The organism is Sphingobacterium sp. GQ94, assembly GCF_059758715.1.
This window is the reverse complement of sequence record NZ_JCAXEC010000012.1, coordinates 101,811-125,633: the sequence shown is the minus strand read 5'-3', so window position 1 is coordinate 125,633 and position 23,823 is coordinate 101,811. Positions and strand designations below refer to the sequence as shown.

Sequence of the window (23,823 nt, the reverse complement as noted above, 5' to 3'; positions counted from 1 at the left end):
ATTGCATTTAAATGAAAGACAATTTAACCATGAAATTGTTCCATGATCAGACCCTTGTTCTATAGTGCAATGTTATTTCTGTAGATATTTTAATCAGAAATTCGGTTGACTACAAACAAATTCCATGTATTAGGAATACGAATTACAAGCTTATGATTTTTCTAAGGATACTTTTTTGAATTCGGAATAAGGATTAGCGTCTTTAGAGAATAGAAGGCTAATATAAAATGGTAATTTTCGATTTGAAAATTACCATTTTATAAAACAAGGACGTGTTTAAAATTTAAGATGTCATCTTCAAACCAAATATGATTTTAGGAATCGACCCTTTATAAATTACTGAGTAAGTTAATCCTCGTACCGAACGAAATTACTCTGATTATCAAAAACCAATTCTAATTCATTGGTTAATTCTACATCATAACCATGTTTTTCTTTATCGATAGATGAAATTTGTTCACTGGAATGATTTTTAGTTACGTAACTCGAAATACCAGTAGGGATAAACGAGCCAGGCAGCGCAGTACGAATGGGAGCTTCCGCTTCAATCCATTGGCCCTTTTTGTCAAAGGTTATTTTCGTGCCATTATCCAAAATTGCCGTATACTCTTTCCCAGTTAATCCTTCTCTTTCTTCATTGATGTTTAAGATTTTATTTTCTGCAAAGTGACTCATTAGAAATTCTGAGGCTGCATTTGGCAAATCTTCATTTTTAATAGATTCTTTATCACATGAAACTGCAAGTACTGCGCAAGTGATCAATGCTGTTAATCCTAAGTGTAATTTTTTCATTTTTAATTGATTTATGTATGTTAGTCGTCTATTTTGATAAATTCTCCTTTTTTATTGAATTCTAGGTCAATTCCACTGGTTAACTCAATACCATAACCTTTACTATTTTTATTGATCTGTACGATTTGATTGTTGGGAAATTTTTGATCAACATAGATTGAAATTGCGCTGGGAACAATTTTTCCTGGAATGGGTTTTAATTTTGCATCTACCTCGATCCAATTGCCCTTGCTATCAAATTCCAATTCTGTTCCATTTTGCAATACAACTTTGTATTCAATACCTGAAAAAAATTCTTTGTCTGAACTAACTAAAGATAATTTATGACCTGCATAAAAATCAGTGATAAAGTTTTGTGCTTTCTTAGGTAACTGGGCGTATTCAAGTACCTTTTCTTGCGCTGTGGCTGCTAAGGAACTCAATAGAGTTGCTGAAATTAAAAATAGATTTGCTATTGTTTTCATATCATTATTATTTTGATTTTAAACAAATATCAAATCCAATTTTGGAAAGAAATGGGAATATTTAGGAAATTTGAGTTTTTTGATTTATTTTTTTTATTGAAAAAATGTGCATACCCAGTTCGTATGTATATTCAATTTTAATGCTCGGATATTTTCCTAAAATTGTCTCTACGATTGATAAACCCAATCCGTTGGAGTTTGGATCTTGACTACCTTTATGAAACCGCTCGAAAATATAGTTGGGATTTAATGCTTCTGATGAACTTGAATTGGCAATCTTAACGATCTCACTGTTGATGTCAATAATAATCTGTCCATTTTCTTTATTATATTTAATCGCATTACTTATTAGATTAGAAATTAGTATTTGAACTAGTTCTAAGTTAAATTTTGCTAAGAAGAGACCTTGCTGATTAATCGTTGTATTTAACTTTTTATAGGTGATAATATCTTCCAGATCTTCAATCATGTTGCTGATAACTTGGTTAAAGTTTACTTCTTCTAAATTTGGATATTGATTATTATCAATTCTAGAAAGCATCAACAACGATTTATTTAAGGCAACCATCCTTAGTAAAGCTTGTTTAGCTTCAGTTATTTTCATGAGTTGTTTTTCATTGGTTTGCTCATCCTGAATCAGCAAATCTAACTTACTAATGGTAATGGCCAATGGAGTTTGTAATTCATGTGAAGCATTTTCTAAAAATCGTTTTTGTCCTTGAAATACCTCTTCGTTCTTATTGATCATTTGTTGGATATGCATGGTTAATTTTTCAAATTCAAGAACTTCCGTGGGGATAGGTTGGAAACTTTTTGCTTCTCCAAATCGGTAAAGACTTAGGTTTTTAAGAATAGCTTGAAAAGGTTTCCACGCCCTGTTCAGGACAAGATAATTAATGCCAAGAATACTCAGAACGATTAAAATGTATAATACAGTAAGTGATATTGCTAAATTAATTAAAAAATCATCTTCCTCCACGGTTGATGTTCTGATCTCCAATTTATACGGTTTTCCCTCTTTGCTGTAAAAACCGGTTTCTAATATGCGGTATGGTTCTTCTTCTTCATCATAGGGCATATATATCAATTTCTTTGAAAAATGATTATTATCCAAGTTTTCAAAATCCTTGGATGTGCTTATTCTAAATTGATTAATTCCAAAGGAATTACTTTTGTTTAGTATCTCTGGGTTATCATAAGCTTCGCGAATTATTTCGATTTTTTGATTTTTCAATCCGTCATCGATATTATCATATACCTCATCCATTAATACCGCATAAAATAATAATGCCCAAATGGCCATAATAATTAGGATGGCCAAAGCCAAATATCTATTTGTATAATTTTTTACTGAAATAGCCATCTAAACAAGTTTATATCCAACACCGTATATTGCTTGAATATCAAATTCGGCTTTTGAATCTTTAATTTTACGTCTAATATTTTTTATCTGAGAGTAAATGAAATCTAGATTATCAGATTGATCGGTATAATTTCCCCACACGGATTCAACTAAAGTTGTTTTTTCGACAAGTTTATTCGGTCTTAATAGGAAATAACATAAGATATCATATTCTTTTCTATTAAGTGACAATGGTTTACCGTCTATTAAGACCAATCTATCATCAGGAGATAAAGTCGCATTTTTATATAAAACATTCATATTTCCATCTCTGGAATTTCGGCGAATAATTGATTTAATTCTCGCTAATAATTCCGCTAAATGAAATGGTTTTGCTAGGTAATCATCGGCGCCAATTTCTAAACCATTGACTTTATCTTCTACCGAATCCTTGGCAGACAGTATAAGAATGGGTTGTTGTTTATTTGCATCCTTTAAAGCATGAAGAATGTCGAGTCCACTGCCACCTGGTAACATAATATCCAATAAAATACAATCGTATTCGTAGGTGAGTGCATTCTGCAAAGCTTCATCATATGTTTTTGCAGTCTCAATTAGGAATTTCTCAGATTCTAAGAATTCCTTCAGACTTTCCAATAATGCTATTTCATCTTCTATTATTAGGATTTTCATTTTTTTTTACACTAAAGTACAATTATCGCCTTAGAAACTGAAAACATTCTGGAATGCTATAAATGATTTTTCGCTTAGTTGTATCTGACAATTTATTAAAGACAGGATCGGCCTCTTTTTTAGATTTACCCAAAATGAAAGACTCCTCAGGCGGGGAACCTAAGGAGTCTTAACTAACCAATTATTAACCTAAATTATGAGCTAAACATTATTCAAGTTCCGTGCCGTTTTGTTTTAAGCTTCGGCTTTTAACGTCTTTTAACATTTTTTACCTGTTTCTTTTACTTTTTATGCCATACTTAAGCTTACGTGTTCTTTAGCTAGGATATTCAAGTTAGTACGAATACATTTTATCGCTCTTGTTTTCCAACTTGGGGGTTTTTGATTAAGTTCCTTTGTAAAAGGATTTATAGCTGGTAAGCTTTCTTATGATTTGTGTTCTTATTCTTTGCTCTAGATAGATAATTGTAAAGGTACTGTCGTTTTGTCCGTTGAAGCTTCGAACACATAATTTTTACATGGAATAGGACAAAATATTATACATTATTTTTGTAGCTAATAGACTTACTTTCTTGGAAATGAAGCTATCATTTTGTACCTTAATTTCAGAAAATCAGTTTCTTAAACCTTTTGTATGCATAGAATTTCTCGATATTTAACGCTCCTTATACTTTTGGGTCTATCTTATTCTTCTTTAATAGGTCAACCATATCGTAAAAATCGCGCACCGTTAATTGAAAAACCATTTATTGAACTGCCTCTAGGGTCAATTCAGGTTAAAGGATGGTTAAGAGAAATGCTAAATAGACAGGGAAAGGGAGCGACTGGTCAATTAGATAAACTTTATCCAAAGGTCATGGGGCAAAGAAATGGCTGGCTGGGTGGGGATGGAGATCAATGGGAGCGGGGACCCTATTGGGTTGATGGTTTACTACCCTTGGCCTACTTGTTGGATGATAGCGAATTAAAAGCTAAAGCTCAAAAATGGGTAGAGTGGGCCATACAGAGCCAAAATAAGGAAGGCTATTTTGGTCCGTCAAAAGACTTTGAGCCGGAACCGGGTCTTCAGCGGAATAACGCAAAGGATTGGTGGCCCAAAATGGTTATGTTGAAAATTCTTCAACAATATTATTCAGCTACTGGAGACATTCGAGTAGTCAATTTATTTAGTAAATACTTCCATTATCAATTAAAAACATTAGAAAAAACACCTTTGGGACATTGGACCTTTTGGGCAGAATACCGCTCCGCAGATAATCTACAAGCTGTGTATTGGTTGTACAATATCACCGGGGATCCTGCCTTGTTGGAGTTATCCGAAATCTTACATGCCCAAGGATTTGATTTTACAAGGCAGTTCCTAAATCGAAAGATGTTGGCCAAACATCGCAGTATCCACTGTGTAAACTTGGCACAAGGTTTAAAGGAACCCGTTGTTTATTATCAACAAAGTAAGGATCCGAAACATTTGAGGGCCGTCAAACAAGGACTGGAAGATATTCGGCTTTTCAACGGACAAGCACAAGGAATGTATGGAGGTGATGAAGGACTGCATGGAAGTAATCCAACCCAAGGTTCGGAATTATGCTCCGCAGTGGAATTGATGTACTCCCTGGAGGAGATGGTGGAAATCACTGGGGATGTGGATTATATTGAACATTTGGAGAGGATAGCCTTTAATGCACTTCCTACTCAAATTTCTGATGATTTTATGCGTAGACAATATTTTCAGCAAGCAAATCAGGTCCAAATAACCAGACAGATGTATAATTTTGATGTTAACCATTCAGGAACTGATCTGGTCTATGGTTTATTAACGGGTTATCCTTGTTGTACTTCAAACATGCATCAAGGGTGGCCAAAATTTGCTCAAAATTTGTATTTTGCTAGTGCTGATTCTGGCGTTGCATCCTTAATTTATTCTGAATCCTTAGTGAAAGTTAAAGTAGGAAAAGAAATGGAGGAAATACAGATTGATCAAGAAACGTTTTATCCATTTGAAGAAAAGATTACCCTGAAGATAAGCCACAATAATTCTGGTGGTATTGAATTTCCATATCATATTCGAGTTCCCAGTTGGAGTAAAAATCCAACAATATATATTAATGGCAAACGGGTGGATTCAAAGATCGTTCCAGGTGAGATCGCTCGAATCGAAAGGATTTGGAGAGATGATGATGTAATGGTTCTAGACTTTCCTATGGAATTTAATTTTGAACAATACCATGAAGGATCCAGATCAATAGTACGCGGACCATTGGTGTATGCAATGGATATCCCTTCCCAAGAGAAGGAAGTTATTTTCTCGGATACTGAAAAAATAGAATTTGGTGATTCGTATTTGGAATTCACGCCATTGCAGGATTGGAACTATGGTCTTGCATTATTTAAAAAAGAAGAAATGAAGGAATTATTTCTAGTTAATCCCGTTTTAGGAACTGATAAAAGCTTCCCCTGGAATCGTGAGAATAGCCCAATCGAAATAAAAGTTAAAGCCAGGCAATTGCCCTTTTGGAAGTTATATAATGGGATGGCTGGACCAATGCCAACAGCTGATATGCATGGTTTAAATATTGATGATTTAAAAGAGAAAGAGATTAGACTTATTCCCTATGGTTGTTCTACTTTGAGAATAGCTCAGTTTCCAATGATTCGTAAATAAGAAAAGTACCTATATAAACATAATACCTATGAATGACCAATTCTCAAGACGTAAATTTATTGCTGCCTCAGGAATTTTAGCTGGTAGTACGATTATTCCCTCAAGCGGTACACCAATCTTAGGGGATGGTTTAAATCAATTTGATTTAAAATCGAATACAAAGAAAACAAAAGTGGCGCTTGTAGGAACAGGATCCAGAGGAACCGGTATGTGGGGGAAAGATGTCATCAAGAATTACTCAGATCATGTAGAATATGTTGGTTTGTGCGATAAAAATCGAGGGAGATTGGCCTTTGCAAAAAATTACATGAACGCGAGTTGCCCTACCTATACAGATTTTGAAAAAATGATGAAAGAAACAAAACCTGACCTTTTGATTGTTTGTACCATGGACTCTAACCACCATGAATTTATTGTTAGAGGGATGGAATTAGGGGCTGATGTTTTAACCGAAAAACCAATGACGACCGATGAGATCAAGGTTTCTCAAATTATGGATGCTGAGAAAAGAACTGGGAAAAAATGCAGAGTTACCTTCAATTATAGATATTCTCCTCACCGGGCAAAAATTTGGGAAATACTGCGTAAAGGTGAAATTGGAGATATTACCTCAGTTGATTTTCATTGGTATTTAGATACTTCTCATGGTGCTGATTATTTCAGACGTTGGCATAGAAAAGTTGAAAATAGTGGCTCCCTTTGGGTACATAAAGCAACACATCATTTTGATCTTTTGAATTGGTGGATTCAAAGTGATCCTATTTCTGTCTATGCCCTAGGTTCATTAGACTTTTATGGTAAAAATGGAAAATTTAGAGGTGAAAATTGTCGTTCATGCACGCATAGTAAAACTTGTGATTTTTATTGGGATGTAACTAAAAATGAATATTACAAGAATCTGTATGTGGATAATGAGCAGTATGATGGTTACCTGCGAGACGGCTGTGTTTTTAGGGAGGATGTGAATATTTATGATAAAATGGCGGCCACCATTGGTTATAAAAATGGGGTTCAAGTTGCTTATTCTTTAACTGCGTATTCCCCCTATGAAGGGTATAGAATTGCGTTTAACGGAACTAAAGGAAGGTTAGACGCTTGGATCCAAGAATCTCAAAGTTCTACCGGAAATGATTATGATGAATTGGTGCTGTTTAAGAATTTTGGAAAGCGGGAATCTATAAAAATTCCTCATGGTGGCTCATCCCATTCTGGTGGAGATAAGCTACTACAAGATCAGGTATTTTTACCAGGAATTTCTGATCCATTGAAACAAAGCGCAGGAGTTAGGGAAGGGGCCTTGTCTTGTTTAATCGGTATCGCCGCCAGAAAAAGCATTGAACAGAGAAAAGTAATCCAGATAGATGACCTAACGGATTTCAAAGTATAATAAGGTTAAAAGCTATGTATTTGACACAATACCACAGATTTAGATGATATGACGAATTTATTTTATGCCCTGAGTTCTTTTATTTTTTTCACTATGTTTCCCATAAATAACCAATATCCGAGAATAGGCCATATTGAGGTAGTTGACCCGAAAATGGAGAAGCTAGTTGATCCTTCTTCTGCTATTGAAATTATTGCTGAAGGAATGAAATGGGCAGAGGGTCCCGTTTGGGTCGAGAAAAGTAAATATCTACTTTTTAGTGATCCAAGTAAAAATATTATTTATAAGTGGGATGAGAAGAATAAGCTTCAAGAATTTATGAAGCCCTCGGGCTATGCTGGAGCTGATTTTTACAGCGATGAACCAGGAACCAATGGATTACTGATTAATCATAAAGGAGATCTTGTTGCATGCGATCATGGGAATCGTAGAATTAGTTTGATTTCATTACAAACTAAGCAAAGCACTTCTTTAATTGATCAATGGAAAGGTAAAAAATTCAATTCCCCTAATGATATTTGTCAGCATCCTAATGGAGACTATTACTTTACAGATCCACCTTATGGTTTGCCTGATCGAACAAAGGACACCCTAAACAAAGAGATTGTTGAAAATGGAGTATATCGGTTAAGTTCCAAAGGAAAAATTACTCAGATCATAAAAGATCTAGATCGGCCCAATGGTATTGCTCTTTCCTGGGATGCAAAGAAACTCTACGTTGCCCTTAGTGATGGGGATAAACCCTATGTAATGGTGTATGATTTATCGGTTAAGAATGGAGTTGAAAATGCCCGTGTATTTTTTGATTTTGGGAAACATTTTCCAAATGAATCAGTAACTGCAGATGGCATTAAGATTGATCGACAAGGAAATATGTATGCAGCAGCGGGCGATGGAATAATTGTGATTGATTCCAATGGAAAACTTTTGGGTCGAATTAGATCGGGGATTAGAACTGCCAATTGTGCTTTAGCTGGCGATGGTTTTTTATATATGACCGCAACAGATAAATTATTGAGAGTGAAGCTAAAAAACAAGTAGCCGAACTGATTTAGGAACAGGCACCCAGTTCAGTAATTTTTGAATAAGTCAAGCGTTTATACTACTGGTGCGCTCCTGTCGTTTTCTGATTATCACCTGACCAAATTTATACAGCCTATAATTAAGGCCAAGAGGCTAATAATAGAAAATATAGTTCTTATGTTGTTCCAAAAATTCCATGGTTTTTCAAACATTTCTCTCATGTGTAGGATTGATTGATCTGTTGCAGTATCTATTTGAAATGAGTCCAATTTTTCATTTAACGGGATATTTTTGATTCCAGTTATCCCAAAAACTCCGGCTAAATAGCCAATGTTTGAAATTAGCGTGCAAATGAATATGAAATTGTTATTACCATAGTGTTGAAAAGCGGTCAATGGGAGTAGGAGAAGGGGAGCTAAAAAACAAAAAAAGAAAACGGGGTTTAATATTTTCCTGTTTATGTTTTGCATGGCCTGTAAATAAGCTTTATCATTTAGCTGTCCTAAACCTAAGTTGACAGAGAATGTATAAGCGAAGAAAAGCCCCGCTATCAACGCTACTAGTAATATTGTTAGTGCAAATATTATTTCTGTAAAACCCATTGTCAATTATTTTTTGTTGTTAATTTCTCTACGTTATTAAAATAGCGTGTATCTTTGATGAGTGTTCAAAAGAGAATAGTCTAACATTAATCAATTAATGATTCAGAAACCGCAAAACTATCCTCTAGTAATCGGTAATCAATGATTAAATTGTTTTCCACAACCATTTCAATAAAAAACATAGAATCAACAACCTTATTTGTCTTCAACATTCTGGTTGAAAAGATTCCTGATAATATTGCATTTTGGCCGTCAACCAATATGTTTCTGATTTCTGCTGATTTTGGTTCTGTATTTTTCCAAAGTAATTCGTAAAATTCCTTAACTTCTTTTCTACTACTTCTTTTGCCTAACCATGGTGCTAATTTTTCATTTCCTGGTATATGCCACTGAATGTTTTCAGAAAACAATAGGACCAATTTCTCTAATTCTCTATGGGTAAGATATTGCAAGAAAAGTTGAACAATTGTTCTGGTGGTTTCAGAACCTTCTTTCATGATTTATTTGTTATTTTGTTTAGTTATAATATCTGTTAACTATTTTTAAAATTACTTCTGTCTATTTGACCAAGCTTTTAACTTTTATATAAGATATAGTCCATTATCAGAGGCTCTAGGCCATTTTTCCTGAACTCAGTTGCGATTTGTCCCTTATGGTAAGTATAGTGATTGATTACATGAAAAAACACATCTCGAATACAATTATTAAAGACCATTCCCTTGTTATTCGTGAAATTTATTTTTTCATTTAAGTTGAAATGATCAAGTATAAATAGGGAGTGTTCAAAGTTATGCTTCTCGATACCTTCAAGATCTTCTCTGAGATGAATTTCCCAAACTTTATATTGGACTTGAACCGGATCAATTCTGTTGTTCCAAATTTGATGAGCATTGAGGATATGATTATACAGTTTTACTGATTTTTCTAATGTTTTGTCTGGATTGTCATTTAAAATGTTCAACAACTTTAGGTTGAAGTGATGATTATATTCAAATAGTTCTTTAAAAAACTGTCTCATTTGTTCTATTTTCTTTTTTAGCAATATATTAACCTTAATTGTTTAAGAACTTTTCAATCATTGGAACCACAAATTCACTTTCTTTAAAGTCAGGTTTTAACGTCGTTATTTCTCCAATATATTCGCCATGTCCGCCTGGAATAATTGCTAAATTAGAACCCGTTATTTGTCTGTGTAACTCAATTGCATGCTCTGGGGTTATTATATCTTTATCACCGATAATGATTAGGGTGGAGACAGCAATAGCTTGGATTTGTTCATCCGCTATATCTTTAAAATTCACCATTCTTTTGACATCTCTGTCATGCATTATCTGCAAATTATTCTTTTCAGGCGCAACTCTTTTATATTCATCTTTCAATTGTTGAGGCATATTTTCTAATGTAGCACGGCTCATAAATTCCCAAAACCATTCAGGAACACCATTTCGTTTGGCAAGGGCAGACCCTAGGATTAATTTATCGACGATTTTCGGATGTCGAATTGCTATTTGCAGTGCCGTGGTTCCGCCATTACTAAAACCTAGAAAGTCAACTTTATGAAAGTTCAGGTTTTTAAGAAATGTAGCAATATCGTCCGCATCTTGTTCAAATGTAAGGTTAGTCATGCGGTCACTTGTTCGTCCATGAGCTTGCAATTCAACCGCTATTACTTTTCTGTTTCTTGCCAATAAAGGAATAATTTTTCCAAAATTGCTTTGGATAGTAGAACCGCCTCCATGAATTAAAACCAAAGGTTTTCCTTGTCCATAAATTTCGTAGTACATTTTCAATCCATTTACAGCTGAAAAACCAGAATTGAAAATTAATCCGTCTGTTGTCTTTGTTGTCATTTTATCGTTTTGTTTGCTTTCATTATTGACAAAATCAAAAGGAATACGTGAAATTGTGATCAAAAGTGTAATAGACTTCACTTATTTAGGTTCAATCTACAATTAAATTTAGTGGATTCAAACCTTTGAATTTTATCTTTTTATTATTTTTCCAATATCTCTGCATCATTCAAATCCTTTACATATTCGTTCTAATGCTTTTATTCCCTTAGAATTCTTCTGGACACTTTTTTTGAAACCAAGACCCTTTAATTCATATATACTAACTCTTTTTTTAGGTCAAATTAAAAAAAAAGTAAAAATTGAAATCCAATCGCTATAACCATCTCGTATATGAAATAAACAATAGACTATAAACAATAGATTATAAACAATAAACAATTAGGTTATGAAAGAGACAACCTCTACATCAGAAAGCTCCGTTGAAATAAATAATCAACAAGGAAGTGAGCTATTAGCCAGAAGGAATTTTTTAAAGATGGCTGGCGCCGGGGCTGCTGGAATAGCAATGCTCGGCATAATAGGCTGTGATAAGACTGATCATGGACCGGATATGAGTGGAAATAAATTTTACTTTGGTAGTGGTGATATCGCGATATTGAATTATGCTTATGCCTTAGAGCAATTAGAAGCGGCATTTTATATAGAGGTAGCGAACAAACCTTACTCTGGTATGAATGACTGGGAAAAGACACTCTTTAGTGACATCCGAGATCATGAGATTGCCCACAGAGAGTTTTTTAAAGCTGCCTTGGGAAAAAATGCAATTTCCAATCTCGAGTTCAACCTTTCAGGTGTGAATTTTTCGAGTCGAGAGAGTGTATTGGGAACAGCAAAAGCTTTTGAGGACCTAGGTGTTTCGGCATATAATGGTGCAGGTTGGCTTATTAAAAACGAGACCTACTTATTATTGGCTGGAAAGATTGTATCGGTTGAAGCACGACATGCTGCGCTAATTCGCGACCTCATTGACAATGGTACGTTCGCTAATGAAGAAGTTATTGATGATAATGGTCTTGATTTAGCCAAGAGCCCAACAGTGGTTTTGCAAACAGCGGCTCCCTTTATTAAATCAAAAATAGATGTTCGAGATTTACCAACTTATTAATTCAATCTAAAATTATTCTAACATGAACTTATTTAATATATTTGATACTATCACGCAAGTTGATCCAGAGTTCAATGAACGTGTAAATCCCCGTCGGGAAGCTATTCGGAGCATGATGTCTTTTGGCAAAAAAGTTTCAATCGCAGCAATGCCTTTCGTATTAAACGATCTTTTCAAGCAAGCATATGGGCAGACGCCAACGGATGTGACCGGAGTACTGAATTACGCACTAACTTTAGAATATCTGGAAGCTGAATTCTATACTAAAGGTGCTGCCAGTGCCAATTTAGTTCCTGCGGGCAAACCAATGGGAGCAATTACAACCATTCGGAATCATGAGGTAGCACATGTGGCCTTTTTGAAACAAGTCCTTGGCAATAAGGCTGTTTCTAAACCTACATTCGATTTTACTGCAGGGGGCGCTTTTCCAACGGTTTTTAGCAATTACGATACTTTTTTAGCGCTTGCTCAAGCATTTGAAGACACTGGTGTACGTGCATACAAAGGACAGGCTGGTTTATTGAAAGGTAATAAAGTCGTTCTCACAGCAGCATTACAGATACATTCTGTTGAAGCAAGGCATGCCTCACATATCCGACAGATGCGCCGTGCAAGGGGTGGTGCTGCGATGAACCAAAAACCATGGATAACTGGAGCTAATGATTCAGGAATTGGTGCAGCGGTTGATCCTATTTATGCTGGAGAAGATAACAAGGTACAAGGCGGTGTGGATATAACAACCTTAATGGGAATAAGCGGTAAACTTTCTTTGGATACGGCTACCCAGTCTTTCGATGAACCGTTGACAGATACCGCCGTGTTGAATATTGCAAAACTTTTCATAAAATAATGGTAATATATGATCTAATTTAACATCAGCCTGCATCTAACGATGCGGGCTTTTTTGTGTTGTTAAATTCTCCAGTTTGTAAATTAGAGATTTTTAGATAACTAGCTTTACTGTATTTTGCTTCCATTTGGCAATTCTGAGATCTAAAAATTGATGTTGTTGCTTTCCGCTCTCTTTTCTAATTCGATTTAAGATACTTAGAGTAATCATTCTAATTTTAGTGAATTTCTATATCCTTTAGGCAAGTCCGGTTTCTGCGATTTACTCTTAATGTGTAGATTAACAGAGATGTTAGCTCCCGAATGATGAAGCCACATTAATCCTCAGTGTTTCTCCAGAAGTATTTTTATCAAAGATTTATTTACGATTATTTATATGTTCCCGATGACGTACATTTCGGAGAGCGTAGGGGTGGGACTTCCTCCGGTTTTTTCCAAGGTTATCGCAAAAGCCTGGGCCTTCGGAATACGTTGCATTTCTAATAAGGGATTTATTCTTGAAAGTGGTAGAATTCCTGCATTGACGGGTTGGCCGTCGACAATAGCCCACAGTTGGTACTGTTTACCAGAAGGCGCGACCGGTAGATTGGTGGCTGCTAAAAAGACATTTGAAGTCTCTGTATCCCATAAGATAATCGCTGATCCCTCAGGAAATTTTTCAACCCCTTGTAGTTTGATAGTTTTGACGGACGGTCGTTGCAATACTTGCCAGCGTTCTTCTGCCTTTCGTAATTTTTCCTTTGTGTCTTCTTGAACGATGATGGCTTGTTGCGTTTTTTGTCGCTCGCGCGTTTGTTGAATGATAAGGTAAGCATTAGCGGCTAAACTAATTGCTACAATTACAGATGCAGCAATCCATATTGGTTGCCTTTTTCTAGATGGTAATTGAACTATTGTTTGCTTATCTGTTTGGAGATTGTGAATAGGGACCTCTTTATTCAATAAATCTGAACTGGTTTCTACTGGTGATTTAGAAACACGATCCCAAAGTACCTCCTTAAGTTTTTCCTCAGGTACAACGGCATTATGAGTTGCAAAATCCTCCATGAGCAATTGGGTATCAAGAATCGCTTGTTGAACCTCCGGATTGTTTTTACGAATACATTCTAGGATGCTCACTTCCTCTTCAGTGGCAAGCCCTAAAACATATGATTCGATAATCCCGGACGATATATATTCTTTAATATCCACAGTTATTGCAATTCGTTTAATATTTCCCGTAAATGAAGTAAAGCAGATCGTACCCTGGTTTTAACTGTACCCAAGGGGATCTTCAGATGGTTCGCAATTTCCTGTTGAGAATACCCTTCATAATAAGCCATTTCAATCAGTTTCCTCCATTCCGGTTTTAATTTTTCCAACACATTTTTGAATCCGATATAATCTGTTTTTTCGGATTGTTCTGTTAAAGTAAAAGTATGACTTTCTGCCTTATTTACGATATCTGGAAGCGATTGGTTTTTTTGTTCGTTTTGAACATTTTTTGACTTGATATAATCAATTGCTGCATTACGCGCAATGTTTATCATCCATGTATACAAACGTCCCTTTTCCTTGTTAAATGATTCCACATGGGACCAAATATTGACAAAAACGTTCTGTATCACTTCGTCAGCATATTTTTTATATGAAACAATGCGAATAACGACCCCATATAAGGCTCCCGCATAATTATCATACAGATAATTGAAGGCACGCCGATCTTTCTTCTTCAGTAAGTCGATCAATGTATCTTCAGCTAAAAAGTGTATTGGGCTCAATCAGTTAATTTTGCTTCAAATATAGTTTAATAATTTGAAACTAATGTACGAGATCAGCTATTAATTTAACGTTTCGGTTTTACATTGTCTCATCGTGTCTTTTTGAGTTGTAATCTCGGAATAACTAATAAACAATAAATATTGAGCATATTTTTTATCGTTATATTTATCCAAATAGAAACTAATCCATCCAGTATTTTTAAAAACATGATGAGTCTCAACCCGTCCGTCAACCAGTAATCGTTCCTTTATTTTACGGTTGTATAATACATCTAATAAACCATTACTATGTAAATGTCCAATTTCCTTTCCATTGCAATTAAACTGAATCCCTCCAAATTTATGCATACTGATACTTGTGCCTTTCCATTTTAAGACTTCTGCTTCAAGCTCATCAAGCCAATCCAAAAGCTCGGGTTTTGATACTAAAAGCCATATTTTCAGGCAAACGTCAAAAACATGCGGTAATAATGGAACTGATTTAAGGAAACTGAAATTTTTAACAATAAAAGAAAAGGTCTTATGCTTTTTCACTTAGCTTTTTTATATGATACATTACCCGCAAATGAACATTTCGTGTTATGCTTTCCGCCCAGATGTCATAATACCAAACTGGAAAAACGTATAAGCGATACCAGCTATTACCTGTTAAGGTAGTTGTTCCATCACCGTTGTCTTTTAACAAAAATTGACCTTTGAGAATATCAATGTGGCCCATAATCTCAGGATCTTTGGGCTGTTTAACAATGTCAAAGGTTAGATCACGCAACGGTTGAAAAACAACTATTTTTTCATCAAAAGTATAACCATTACTAAAAATACATTTTCGTTCAGCTCCAATATGATGGCCACTAACAGTTGCGGCAACTGGCATGGGCATTCCGATCTGAAACAACCAGTACTTGTCCTTTTCCTCTATTTTGTCAAAGGCTACCACATGTTCCCAGACTTCTTCTGGGGTAGCATTAATAATCACCACGTCAGAAACTTGGTTTTCATAATGTGGTGTGGAAATTGAATCTATGACAAAAAGCATAAACAGCAACGAAAGGATACTTATATTCACGTTCGTATTGTTTGTTTTGAACATTACTTTGCCGATAAATGCACCAGTGATAACAAAAACCAGAATCAGCGGAGAGACAATGAGTAAACAGATTACTCCTTCACCTAGGAATATAGCACTTAGCAAAATCCCTACTAACCCGTTAAGACAAGAATAGCCGATCAATGATTTACTTTTCAATCGAAGTAACTTCCAGCACCACGCACAAATTATTCCCATCAAAATGGGGAGAATAACAAACTCTGCATACACTAAGATACCTGGGTCGGGTTTTAGGTATTTCGTGATGCCGATCATGATGAACGCGAAAAGATTCGAAAGGATAATCCCTTTCAATATGGTCGAATAGTAAGTTTTCTTATTCATAGTTTTGTTCAGCTTTTTGTTTTATAAATAAATTTCGTTGTTTAATCAGTTTTTGCATGTACTTATTAAGAAATACTATATCTGCCATCCTTCCTAGTATTCCCAACGGTGATTCGTAGCTGAACTCATCAGTCATTATCGTATACTCGCCTTTTTGTTCAAAGAGGTGCTTGTGGTCTAGTTTTTTGAATGGACCGGAGATCATTTTATCTACAAAAAATGAAGGATAGTTATAGTCTGTTATTTTGCTTGTTAATGCCATTTCCACTCCAAAGTGTTTTGCTTTCCAAGTGACTGTCTCATTTAAACCAATTAAACCATGCTTGACTCCTGCAATAACTCTTTCCCCAGTATGAGACATAGTCTCTAGATGCAGATCTATACTTCTAGCCAGGTCGAAACAGACTTCCGTCTGCGCTCTAATATGTGTTGTTAATGTGAATTTCGGCATTGTGTCAGATTCTAATACTTAAGATGTCATTAATTGCATGTTCCACTTTAGGAAACACGAAAGTATATCCACTATCCAAAAGTCGCTTAGGCACGACCCAACGGCTTTTTAGAATCAACTCTGTCTCGGTTCCAATTACAACCGCCCCAATTTTAAGTAGCCATGTTGGAGAACTCAAACCCATAGAAATGCCATATGCATTGCGAAGAGCTTGCATAAAATCTTTATTTCTCAAGGGCATAGGAGAGGTGCAATTGATTATTCCATTAAGATTCTCATGCTGTAATAACCACTCAGTAGATTTTGCTACATCCTGCTCGTGAACCCATGATACGTATTGCTGTCCATTTCCTTGTTTTCCGCCAAATCCAAACTTTACAAGATTAAGTAGTCTTGGAAAAGCTCCATCTGAATGACCGAGTACAATCCCCATTCGCAAGGATATTTTCCTGGTATGGGGTGTATCAATTTCAAAGAATGTATCTTCCCATTTTTGACAGACTTCTATCGAAAAACCATTGCCTATTTCACCGTCATCCTCATCCTGTGGATGGTCTTCAGCATGTCGATAAATGGTCGCAGAGGTAACATTGATCCATAGCTTTGGCGGATTTTCTAAAGATTGCATCGCGGAACCTAATAATTTGGTCGGTATTATTCTTGAACTTACAATTTCAGCCTTATTCTTTTCTGTGTATCGGCAATTTACATTTTTACCGCAAAGGTTTATCAATAAATCGGCATCATTCAGATTTTTTGTCCAATTGGCCTTTGTGTGCCCATCCCAAATTATTGTCTTGCAATTTTCGTGATCAGCTCCTGCCTTTCTACTTAATATAATCACTTGTTTTGAAAGAGGTTTATAATATTCAGCCAAAACTTTGCCTAAGTATCCATTTCCACCGGCAAGAACAACCTTATTGTATTTCATAGTAGTATTAGATTGAAATTATGAGTAGGAGAACCAGAATGCGAAAAAGGATCCAAGTAAAAGTCAAAGACCAACCAATTCCTAAAAGTCTGCTTCTCCTGATATGCTCGAATAACATTAAGACTGCAACTCCCAAAAACCATCCAATATAAAACAAAGGATGTAGATCTAGCCATTGTGCTAAAAATAGACCAGGCAACAGGAGTAATGCACCAGCAAAAGAAATAGTCATCATATTCCCTAGATAATCCCAGCGTTTGTTCTTCTTAACAAGACCGATAATCAACCCCTGAAAAATTATTTGAGCACCACATATTATGTATTCACGCCAAAGGTTTCCTTCAGGCAGCATTTCAGATAATAATTGCGCATAACGAGAGAGAATAAATGCGGTAATAAACCATGTAATAATTAGGTAGGCTATACGATGATTGATTCTTAAACTTGGTTGGAATTCAAATTCACTTTCTTGTCTGGTATTCGGGATCATAACTCTTCGGTTGGAAGCAATAAACGTATATGCCTTACGCATTAACCGGACGAATGGCTTGAATAAAAGAATTGGTTTAAGAAAAGGAACTGCTGTTGCGCACAACTTAAATAAGCTCTCTATGCCGTAGGTTACCTCTCCAGTATCCTTGTTGAACAGTGCTATTTCATTCGCTGCTCTTTTCCGGTCGATTATCGGACAAGACTCTTCAGGTATGGTCTGATAAGCAATTAGTCCATTTTTAGCCATTAATCCACTACTTGCAATGGTCTTTGTATACATTTCGCACATCGGACATTCGGCATCGAAGAGCAAAAGATGATTTTTAAGTCTTTTCATTGGATAATACTATAGTGAATGTGTTTATTGAATTTTCAGAAAAAATTGAAACATTGTTTTAAAAAAATACATTATTTAAATATTTTAAATAATGATCCCCAAAACCAATTCTCTTCAGCTCTTAACATCGTATCTAGTGTTTTATCAACATTCTTTGCCAGTTTATTGATATCGGTTATGGATTTATTGAACGTTTTATAATCTGGGTCCTTGGCATCACCTTGCACTTTGACCAATTCATCCAGAATTTTTATTACAGGATCGAGTTCTCGCTTTCTACGTTCCTTAGCAACTTGTCGTGCAATATTCCAGGTGTCTTTGTCCGCATAAAAATATTCTTTACGTTCTCCAGCCCTATGTTGCTTCTCTATCAACCCCCAACCTATAAGGTCTCTTAAGGTCATGTTTGCGTTACCTCTTGAGATACTTAATGTTTCCATAATATCTTCCGTGGTAAGTGCTTCGGTAGAGATGAGTAATAATGCGTGTATCTGGGCCATTGTGCGGTTTATTCCCCATTCAGATCCCAGTTTGCCCCAGGCTTCAATAAATTTTTTCTTTGCTTCAGCGAGTTCCATAGAACAAATATATGTATACTTATTAAACTTTCAAAATATATTGAAAGTTCATGTATTTCTATACAAATTCCTCATAGCGAATGTAAAGGGCATTGGTAATAAACGATTGTTCTGCATTTTTATACAAAATAAATTGCGTAAGGGGATAAGCAAAAAAATAGATCATTATAACATTGCCGCGTTCTCATAATATAAGTGATTTACTAAAACTCTGAAATACAAACGTTTTAAGTTAGTATTTGTCGCATTTGAATTCTCATGTTTTTTTATTTTAGGATGCTTCGTAAGTAGCAAATTACGTTGAAAAATATTTTATAAAATATGGGCTTTAACCTGAAGAACAAATGATATATACCGGAAACCCGTCCAATCAAAATACATTAGAATCTTTTTCATTATAAATGGTAAACTAAAAGAAATAACAGCCACCGAATATACTACTAACTTGTCTTTTTTAGTTGGATTAAACGCATAAGTAGGGTGCTTACCATCTTTTCTTGATACCTTCATTTTTATAAATAGAAGGTAGGAAAACACGAGACCTATGAAACATATAGAACTAGTGGTAAACAGGAATAAAGGTATTTTATAGTGGACTCCAGGAATCTTCAATAAATCCATCAAGGGGTAAAATAGTCCTGTCGCACCTATAATTCCAGTAATAGTCATGCAAAAGCAAATAGTAATCACACAAATTGAACCAAACCACGGTACTTCATTCTTAAATTTTGAATAAATTAAAAAGAAAACGTAATAAAACCTGTACAGGAAATTCATAAGCGTTTAAAGGTTATCTGGGAATATAATTTATTATTTTGTTTAATAATTATAATATTATTAATATTATAATTGTTTTAACTAATTATGCTGCAAAACGGGTACGTGAACGTTTTTTTATGAACTAAATTATGACGATAAATACAATAAATTTTACCCCAATTTTCTTAGCGGAATAAAGAAAGGCAGAAAAACATTGCAATCCGTTGACTAAGGCGGCTATTTTAGGAGGGATAGTGGGAAAGGGACTATAGCATGATTTTTTCTATTACCTGAGAATCACTTCCGAAACAACTAGGATAATCCACCATGTAGATGAGAATTAATATAACAGTATAGGCAATAGAATCCGAAAAATCTAAGCTATTATGATAGCTATTACATTGTTTTTATAGTATTTATATAGGACGTATATAGAAATATCCATTTGAAAAGCTTGGTAGGGGCTTTCCATATGACAAGCTATAGTTCGAAAGATTTGAAAAAATTTTTAATAGAATGAAAATGAATGAGAAAATTTATTTGCCACGATATGGGAGATTGAATAAAGGAATTCTAATTATGTTGTTGTTTGTTTTATTAGGAGTTGGAACTTTCGGGAAATCTCCTGTATTAAATAGAATTGCTGATACTACTCATATCGTTTTTTTAGTAAGTGAGGATCCTGATAATTATGCAGCGCATATTACCATTCCTGAATTTGCGAAATATTTGTCAGCAAAACATCCTTATGAAACAACGGTACTAATTGGAAAATCAAACCGGATTGCTTACAGTTTTCCAAATTTTGAAATTATAAGAGATGCAGATTTAGTCGTTATTTTTTTTCGTCGGTTGGCAATAGCATCAAATCAAATGAACCTATTGAAAAAATACCTTAAAAATGGTGGGGGGCTTATTGGGATAAGAACTGCAAATCATGCGTTTACGCTTCTTAAAGGCGAAAAAGCTGCCGATGGTTTTGAGGAATGGCCTGAATTCGTTCCAAAAGTTTTGGGATGTGAGAATAGAGGATATGATGTGGCGACTTCTAAAACTGGAGTTCAGGTAAGAGAGGAGCAACGGATGGACAAAATCTTATATGGAATAAATGAAAAGCAATGGATTAGTGATGGGAATCTTTATTTGGTTGATCCTTTAGTAGTTAAAGATGCCTGGGTATTGCTTCAAGGCGTGAGTGGTAATCGAGTCGAACCAATTGCTTGGAGGCGATATTATGAAGGTAGTCGTGTTTTTTATACCTCGCTAGGTTATCCAACGGATTTTAATAATCACAATTTTATTAAGCTTTTAGAAAATGCGATCGCGTGGACTATGAATGATGATACGTAACTTTTGGCATTTGACTTAATTACGATCATCATAATTCCAGTGTTGATCATATGAAAATTTAGCACATTCGATTAACCTTTTATATATCTGCGCCTAATTCATTTTACATGATATTCCTCAAAATAAATACTAAACCTGTCTTTACTCTAAGCATGTATTTTCTAAGTCTACTGGTATTGACTTCCCCCCTTGATATTTTCGGGGCGTCGTACAAGTCAAATCAACGACAGCTTCAAGTTGGGATAAGTAAAAGAAACATTACGCCAAATGCAAAAGTAAAAAATTGGGTTACCGGGAAGCCTTACTTAACGATAAAGGATTCTATATATGTCAGATCGCTTGTGATCAGGGATAGTCTAAATAATACCTCTGTTATCATTTCTTGGGATCTGGTGGATGCCAATGAGTCCGCGACAGCGGAAATACGTAAGAGAATTACTGAACTATTGGGAATTCCCATGAAAAATGTTTTGGTTAATGCAACCCATAACCACTCTGCTCCTTGGTCACCAATTTATAAGGAAGGTTTTCGTGGAAAGGAAAACGAAACATGGTGGACTACACGTTATATCGAAAATATTAATGATGATCCATATTTTGTTGCGTGGAAACAAAAATTGATTACCAACACGATTGAGGCTACAAAGGAAGCTGTTGCGCTGTTGCAGCCCGCGTCTCTCTGGGTTGGAAGAATTGATGCTTCCGAATATATGAACAATAGACGACCGCGTACTCCAAAATGGGGAATTGAGGATGCGAATACGCCTAAAGGATATAATTATAAGCATGATGAATGGAACCCTAAAGTATTAATGGGAGGTGCTATATTCGGTCCGATGGATAGGGCAATGTCATTAGTCTCTTTTCGTGATAAAAAAGGAGAAAATATTGTTAGTATTTTCCATTTAGCAGTTCATGCAGTAGCTATTTATCCCTATTCGAATGATATCTCAGGAGATTGGCCAAGCGCTGCTGCTGCGAAATTAAATCAATCGCTCACTGGGGAGTCGATTTTCCTGCAAGGTGCTGCGGGAGACATAAATCCTTGGAGGCGGGGTTCAGATGCGGTGAAGGAGATGGCCACCGGCCTGGCAGAACTCGCCTCAATCGCTTATAAATACAGTGCTAAACTTTCAATCACCCCGATTCAAACATTTCAACAAAAAGTAAGTCTCCCGACATCGGATCGAGGGAAAGAAAGGACCGGTCTTTCTAGTATTGAAGCAGAAGTGCAGGTAATCACAATAGGGCCATTAGCTATCGTCGGACTTCCTGGTGAACCCTTGACTTCCTTAGCCGATGAAATTAGAAAAAAATCACCATTTCCTCAGACACTTGTTTTAGGCTATTCCAATGGAAATGGCGTTCATTATGTCTGCATGCCTGATGAGAAACATCATGGAGGCTATGAAGTAGAGCAGGGTACATCTGGATCCGAAGATGCAGGTCTGAAACTTGTGATTCTAGCAAATCAAATGTTACGGGATGCAAAATTGAATCTGGATAATGAAAACTGAAAATGAATCTATAATTTTTATATACATATATGATATGAGTTAATAGACAAACACTATGAAAACGATAATAATAATATTACTAATGGGAATAAGTTCTTTTCTGTCAATGGCAAAAACTCAGGTTTCCAGTGTTAGCGGATGGAAAGTGGGATTGGCAAAAACAGACATTACACCTCAGACTCCGATGTGGTTAGCAGGGTATGCAAGTCGTATCAAAGCTTCAGAAGGAGCAATACATCCTTTATGGGCCAAATGTCTCTTTTTTCAGGATCAAGAAGGAAATGGCTCTGTATTATTAACGCTTGATGTTGTTGGTATTCATAGTGAATTTAGCCAAGAGGTTAGAGCTGAAATTAGTAGAAAAACTTCTATTCCCGTATCTAACATACTTATCAATTGTTCCCATACACATTCGGGTCCTGTACTTGATCAGGTATTAACGAGTATTTATCCATTAGATGAAGATGATAAGACCCTGATAGTCGACTATGGGAATTGGTTAAAAGAAAAATTAATTCAATTAAGTATTCAAGCATTTCAAGACATTGAACCTGTTTTGCTATATTCCAAAAATGGTCTTTCCAGGATTCAGGTAAACCGACGTAGTAATCAAGAAAAAAATATTGATAAACTTAAAGAATTAAAAGGTCCTAATGACTTTGCTGTTCCAGTTTTTAAAGTAAAAACACTTTCGGGGAAGATAAAGGCCATTGTTTTTGGTTATGCTTGCCATCCTACTGTTTTATCTGGTTATCAATGGTCTGGTGATTATGCTGGTTTTGCACAAATTGAATTAGAAAATTTATACCCAGGTAGTACTGCGCTTTTTTTTCAAGGTGCAGGAGGAGATCTGAATCCATTACCAAGAAGAACTGTTCAGCTGGCCAAACAATATGGAAAATCTTTAGCTGCAGCAGTTGAACGTGTTCTCGGAGAAGAAATGAAACCACTTCCAGCTTCTTTCAAGTCTGCCGCGGAAACAATTACACTCACTTTAACAGATCCCCCTTCCCTTACAGAGCTCAAAAAGATTCAGAGGGAGGCAGGCTCGGGGTATATATATCAATGGAGTACTAATTTAATAAACCAATATGAAGAAGGCAAGCGAATAGCAAGCGAATATCCAAATTATCCGATTCAAGTATGGGATCTTGGAGGGCAGAAGCTAATTAGTTTGGGTGGTGAAATTACTGTTGGCTATGCGGTCAAATTGAAAGAAATCTACGGTGAAGGTATTTTTGTCATGGGCTATACGAACGATGTGATGGGGTATATACCTACAGAAGTAATACTAGAAGAGGGTGGATACGAGGGGGATACCTCGCAAAGGGCCTATGGGTTGCCAAGTAAATGGGCAGCGGGAATAGAAACCCAAATCCTATCAAAAATAAATGATTTGATAAAGAAAATACAATAATCCTAGAATAAGCTAATAAAAAACTAA

General features: G+C 35.6%; 25 protein-coding genes. 8 read left to right on the top strand and 17 right to left on the bottom strand.

What is annotated here, in order from left to right; genetic code table 11:
* Window positions 1-348: 348 nt before the first annotated feature.
* From AC6CHH_RS12085 to AC6CHH_RS12070, 4 genes are all read right to left on the bottom strand, one after another.
* Window positions 349-792, bottom strand: a complete 444-nt coding sequence (locus AC6CHH_RS12085) for a PepSY-like domain-containing protein (RefSeq protein ID WP_498283177.1) — start codon at window positions 790-792, stop codon at window positions 349-351.
* Window positions 793-812: 20 nt separating this feature from the next.
* A complete protein-coding gene (locus AC6CHH_RS12080; RefSeq protein ID WP_498283175.1) occupies window positions 813-1,256 on the bottom strand; it encodes a PepSY-like domain-containing protein in 444 nt (147 codons plus the stop codon).
* Window positions 1,257-1,317: 61 nt separating this feature from the next.
* Window positions 1,318-2,619, bottom strand: coding sequence for a sensor histidine kinase (locus AC6CHH_RS12075; protein ID WP_498283173.1), 1,302 nt, complete (start codon window positions 2,617-2,619; stop codon window positions 1,318-1,320).
* Window positions 2,620-3,291, bottom strand: a complete 672-nt coding sequence (locus tag AC6CHH_RS12070) for a response regulator transcription factor (RefSeq protein ID WP_498283171.1) — start codon at window positions 3,289-3,291, stop codon at window positions 2,620-2,622.
* Window positions 3,292-3,925: 634 nt separating this feature from the next.
* On the opposite strand from AC6CHH_RS12070, the gene AC6CHH_RS12065 reads away from it, so the two are divergent.
* The 3 genes from AC6CHH_RS12065 to AC6CHH_RS12055 are packed head-to-tail and all read left to right on the top strand — an operon-like array spanning window position 3,926 to window position 8,381.
* A complete protein-coding gene (locus AC6CHH_RS12065; RefSeq protein ID WP_498283169.1) occupies window positions 3,926-5,953 on the top strand; it encodes a beta-L-arabinofuranosidase domain-containing protein in 2,028 nt (675 codons plus the stop codon).
* A gap of 28 nt (window positions 5,954-5,981) precedes the next feature.
* A complete protein-coding gene (locus tag AC6CHH_RS12060) occupies window positions 5,982-7,340 on the top strand; it encodes a Gfo/Idh/MocA family protein (protein WP_498283167.1) in 1,359 nt (452 codons plus the stop codon).
* Between the two features lie 48 nt (window positions 7,341-7,388).
* The gene (locus AC6CHH_RS12055; RefSeq protein ID WP_498283165.1) at window positions 7,389-8,381 is read left to right on the top strand and encodes an SMP-30/gluconolactonase/LRE family protein; all 993 of its coding nucleotides are present in this window, start codon (window positions 7,389-7,391) and stop codon (window positions 8,379-8,381) included.
* A gap of 92 nt (window positions 8,382-8,473) precedes the next feature.
* On the opposite strand, the gene AC6CHH_RS12050 is transcribed toward AC6CHH_RS12055, so the two are convergent.
* The 4 genes from AC6CHH_RS12050 to AC6CHH_RS12035 form a co-directional block, all read right to left on the bottom strand.
* Window positions 8,474-8,965, bottom strand: coding sequence for an anthrone oxygenase family protein (locus AC6CHH_RS12050; protein WP_498283163.1), 492 nt, complete (start codon window positions 8,963-8,965; stop codon window positions 8,474-8,476).
* 86 nt (window positions 8,966-9,051) lie between these two features.
* Window positions 9,052-9,462: a nuclear transport factor 2 family protein gene (locus tag AC6CHH_RS12045; protein ID WP_498283161.1), complete on the bottom strand. Its 411-nt coding sequence runs from the start codon at window positions 9,460-9,462 to the stop codon at window positions 9,052-9,054.
* 77 nt (window positions 9,463-9,539) lie between these two features.
* The gene (locus AC6CHH_RS12040; RefSeq protein WP_498283159.1) at window positions 9,540-9,983 is read right to left on the bottom strand and encodes a DinB family protein; all 444 of its coding nucleotides are present in this window, start codon (window positions 9,981-9,983) and stop codon (window positions 9,540-9,542) included.
* Between the two features lie 34 nt (window positions 9,984-10,017).
* Window positions 10,018-10,815, bottom strand: a complete 798-nt coding sequence (locus AC6CHH_RS12035; RefSeq protein WP_498283157.1) for an alpha/beta fold hydrolase — start codon at window positions 10,813-10,815, stop codon at window positions 10,018-10,020.
* A 388-nt stretch (window positions 10,816-11,203) separates the two neighbouring features.
* Between AC6CHH_RS12035 and AC6CHH_RS12030 the strand changes: the two genes are divergently transcribed.
* Both AC6CHH_RS12030 and AC6CHH_RS12025 read left to right on the top strand, forming a co-directional pair.
* Window positions 11,204-11,923 (top strand): ferritin-like domain-containing protein, encoded by a 720-nt coding sequence (locus AC6CHH_RS12030; RefSeq protein ID WP_498283155.1) that lies wholly within the window; start codon window positions 11,204-11,206, stop codon window positions 11,921-11,923.
* Window positions 11,924-11,945: 22 nt separating this feature from the next.
* Window positions 11,946-12,773: a ferritin-like domain-containing protein gene (locus AC6CHH_RS12025; protein ID WP_498283153.1), complete on the top strand. Its 828-nt coding sequence runs from the start codon at window positions 11,946-11,948 to the stop codon at window positions 12,771-12,773.
* A gap of 371 nt (window positions 12,774-13,144) precedes the next feature.
* Here AC6CHH_RS12025 and AC6CHH_RS12020 read toward each other — a convergent pair whose 3' ends face one another.
* The 9 genes from AC6CHH_RS12020 to AC6CHH_RS11980 form a co-directional block, all read right to left on the bottom strand.
* Window positions 13,145-13,963, bottom strand: a complete 819-nt coding sequence (locus tag AC6CHH_RS12020; protein ID WP_498283151.1) for an anti-sigma factor — start codon at window positions 13,961-13,963, stop codon at window positions 13,145-13,147.
* Window positions 13,964-13,965: 2 nt separating this feature from the next.
* A complete protein-coding gene (locus tag AC6CHH_RS12015; protein WP_498283149.1) occupies window positions 13,966-14,532 on the bottom strand; it encodes an RNA polymerase sigma factor in 567 nt (188 codons plus the stop codon).
* Window positions 14,533-14,592: 60 nt separating this feature from the next.
* Window positions 14,593-15,066, bottom strand: a complete 474-nt coding sequence (locus AC6CHH_RS12010) for a luciferase domain-containing protein (protein WP_498283147.1) — start codon at window positions 15,064-15,066, stop codon at window positions 14,593-14,595.
* Window positions 15,053-15,964, bottom strand: coding sequence for an SRPBCC family protein (locus AC6CHH_RS12005; RefSeq protein WP_498283145.1), 912 nt, complete (start codon window positions 15,962-15,964; stop codon window positions 15,053-15,055). Before AC6CHH_RS12005 ends, AC6CHH_RS12010 begins: the two co-directional genes overlap by 14 nt.
* Complete coding sequence (locus tag AC6CHH_RS12000) at window positions 15,957-16,415, bottom strand: SRPBCC family protein (protein WP_498283143.1); 459 nt, start codon at window positions 16,413-16,415, stop codon at window positions 15,957-15,959. The genes AC6CHH_RS12005 and AC6CHH_RS12000 overlap by 8 nt, the downstream gene beginning before the upstream one ends.
* Window positions 16,416-16,419: 4 nt before the next feature.
* Window positions 16,420-17,346, bottom strand: coding sequence for a TIGR01777 family oxidoreductase (locus AC6CHH_RS11995; RefSeq protein WP_498283141.1), 927 nt, complete (start codon window positions 17,344-17,346; stop codon window positions 16,420-16,422).
* 7 nt (window positions 17,347-17,353) lie between these two features.
* Window positions 17,354-18,175: a DCC1-like thiol-disulfide oxidoreductase family protein gene (locus tag AC6CHH_RS11990; protein WP_498283139.1), complete on the bottom strand. Its 822-nt coding sequence runs from the start codon at window positions 18,173-18,175 to the stop codon at window positions 17,354-17,356.
* A gap of 71 nt (window positions 18,176-18,246) precedes the next feature.
* Window positions 18,247-18,753 carry a GbsR/MarR family transcriptional regulator gene (locus AC6CHH_RS11985; protein ID WP_498283137.1) on the bottom strand — a complete coding sequence of 169 codons (507 nt, stop codon included), beginning with the start codon at window positions 18,751-18,753 and terminating at the stop codon, window positions 18,247-18,249.
* A 312-nt stretch (window positions 18,754-19,065) separates the two neighbouring features.
* A complete protein-coding gene (locus tag AC6CHH_RS11980) occupies window positions 19,066-19,263 on the bottom strand; it encodes a hypothetical protein (RefSeq protein WP_498283135.1) in 198 nt (65 codons plus the stop codon).
* A 771-nt stretch (window positions 19,264-20,034) separates the two neighbouring features.
* Here AC6CHH_RS11980 and AC6CHH_RS11975 point away from each other — a divergent pair.
* The 3 genes from AC6CHH_RS11975 to AC6CHH_RS11965 all read left to right on the top strand — a co-directional run bounded on the left by AC6CHH_RS11975 (window position 20,035) and on the right by AC6CHH_RS11965 (window position 23,796).
* Window positions 20,035-20,862, top strand: a complete 828-nt coding sequence (locus tag AC6CHH_RS11975; RefSeq protein WP_498283133.1) for a ThuA domain-containing protein — start codon at window positions 20,035-20,037, stop codon at window positions 20,860-20,862.
* Window positions 20,863-20,969: 107 nt separating this feature from the next.
* Window positions 20,970-22,379, top strand: a complete 1,410-nt coding sequence (locus AC6CHH_RS11970; RefSeq protein WP_498283131.1) for a neutral/alkaline non-lysosomal ceramidase N-terminal domain-containing protein — start codon at window positions 20,970-20,972, stop codon at window positions 22,377-22,379.
* Between the two features lie 55 nt (window positions 22,380-22,434).
* Complete coding sequence (locus AC6CHH_RS11965) at window positions 22,435-23,796, top strand: neutral/alkaline non-lysosomal ceramidase N-terminal domain-containing protein (protein WP_498283129.1); 1,362 nt, start codon at window positions 22,435-22,437, stop codon at window positions 23,794-23,796.
* Window positions 23,797-23,823: the final 27 nt, after the last annotated feature.

Bases quoted from the DNA above. Each gene is read 5' to 3' on its own strand.
- AC6CHH_RS12050 (WP_498283163.1), bottom strand. From the start codon at position 8,965: ATGGGTTTTACAGAAATAATATTTGCACTAACAATATTACTAGTAGCG.
- AC6CHH_RS12000 (WP_498283143.1), bottom strand. From the start codon at position 16,415: ATGCCGAAATTCACATTAACAACACATATTAGAGCGCAGACGGAAGTC.
- AC6CHH_RS12085 (WP_498283177.1), bottom strand. From the start codon at position 792: ATGAAAAAATTACACTTAGGATTAACAGCATTGATCACTTGCGCAGTA.
- AC6CHH_RS11990 (WP_498283139.1), bottom strand. From the start codon at position 18,175: ATGAAAAGACTTAAAAATCATCTTTTGCTCTTCGATGCCGAATGTCCG.
- AC6CHH_RS11975 (WP_498283133.1), top strand. From the start codon at position 20,035: ATGAATGAGAAAATTTATTTGCCACGATATGGGAGATTGAATAAAGGA.
- AC6CHH_RS11970 (WP_498283131.1), top strand. From the start codon at position 20,970: ATGATATTCCTCAAAATAAATACTAAACCTGTCTTTACTCTAAGCATG.
- AC6CHH_RS12075 (WP_498283173.1), bottom strand. From the start codon at position 2,619: ATGGCTATTTCAGTAAAAAATTATACAAATAGATATTTGGCTTTGGCC.
- AC6CHH_RS12005 (WP_498283145.1), bottom strand. From the start codon at position 15,964: ATGAATAAGAAAACTTACTATTCGACCATATTGAAAGGGATTATCCTT.
- AC6CHH_RS12035 (WP_498283157.1), bottom strand. From the start codon at position 10,815: ATGACAACAAAGACAACAGACGGATTAATTTTCAATTCTGGTTTTTCA.
- AC6CHH_RS11980 (WP_498283135.1), bottom strand. From the start codon at position 19,263: ATGAAGGTATCAAGAAAAGATGGTAAGCACCCTACTTATGCGTTTAAT.
- AC6CHH_RS12070 (WP_498283171.1), bottom strand. From the start codon at position 3,291: ATGAAAATCCTAATAATAGAAGATGAAATAGCATTATTGGAAAGTCTG.
- AC6CHH_RS11995 (WP_498283141.1), bottom strand. From the start codon at position 17,346: ATGAAATACAATAAGGTTGTTCTTGCCGGTGGAAATGGATACTTAGGC.
- AC6CHH_RS12065 (WP_498283169.1), top strand. From the start codon at position 3,926: ATGCATAGAATTTCTCGATATTTAACGCTCCTTATACTTTTGGGTCTA.
- AC6CHH_RS12030 (WP_498283155.1), top strand. From the start codon at position 11,204: ATGAAAGAGACAACCTCTACATCAGAAAGCTCCGTTGAAATAAATAAT.
- AC6CHH_RS11985 (WP_498283137.1), bottom strand. From the start codon at position 18,753: ATGGAACTCGCTGAAGCAAAGAAAAAATTTATTGAAGCCTGGGGCAAA.
- AC6CHH_RS12060 (WP_498283167.1), top strand. From the start codon at position 5,982: ATGAATGACCAATTCTCAAGACGTAAATTTATTGCTGCCTCAGGAATT.
- AC6CHH_RS12045 (WP_498283161.1), bottom strand. From the start codon at position 9,462: ATGAAAGAAGGTTCTGAAACCACCAGAACAATTGTTCAACTTTTCTTG.
- AC6CHH_RS12025 (WP_498283153.1), top strand. From the start codon at position 11,946: ATGAACTTATTTAATATATTTGATACTATCACGCAAGTTGATCCAGAG.
- AC6CHH_RS12040 (WP_498283159.1), bottom strand. From the start codon at position 9,983: ATGAGACAGTTTTTTAAAGAACTATTTGAATATAATCATCACTTCAAC.
- AC6CHH_RS12080 (WP_498283175.1), bottom strand. From the start codon at position 1,256: ATGAAAACAATAGCAAATCTATTTTTAATTTCAGCAACTCTATTGAGT.
- AC6CHH_RS11965 (WP_498283129.1), top strand. From the start codon at position 22,435: ATGAAAACGATAATAATAATATTACTAATGGGAATAAGTTCTTTTCTG.
- AC6CHH_RS12055 (WP_498283165.1), top strand. From the start codon at position 7,389: ATGACGAATTTATTTTATGCCCTGAGTTCTTTTATTTTTTTCACTATG.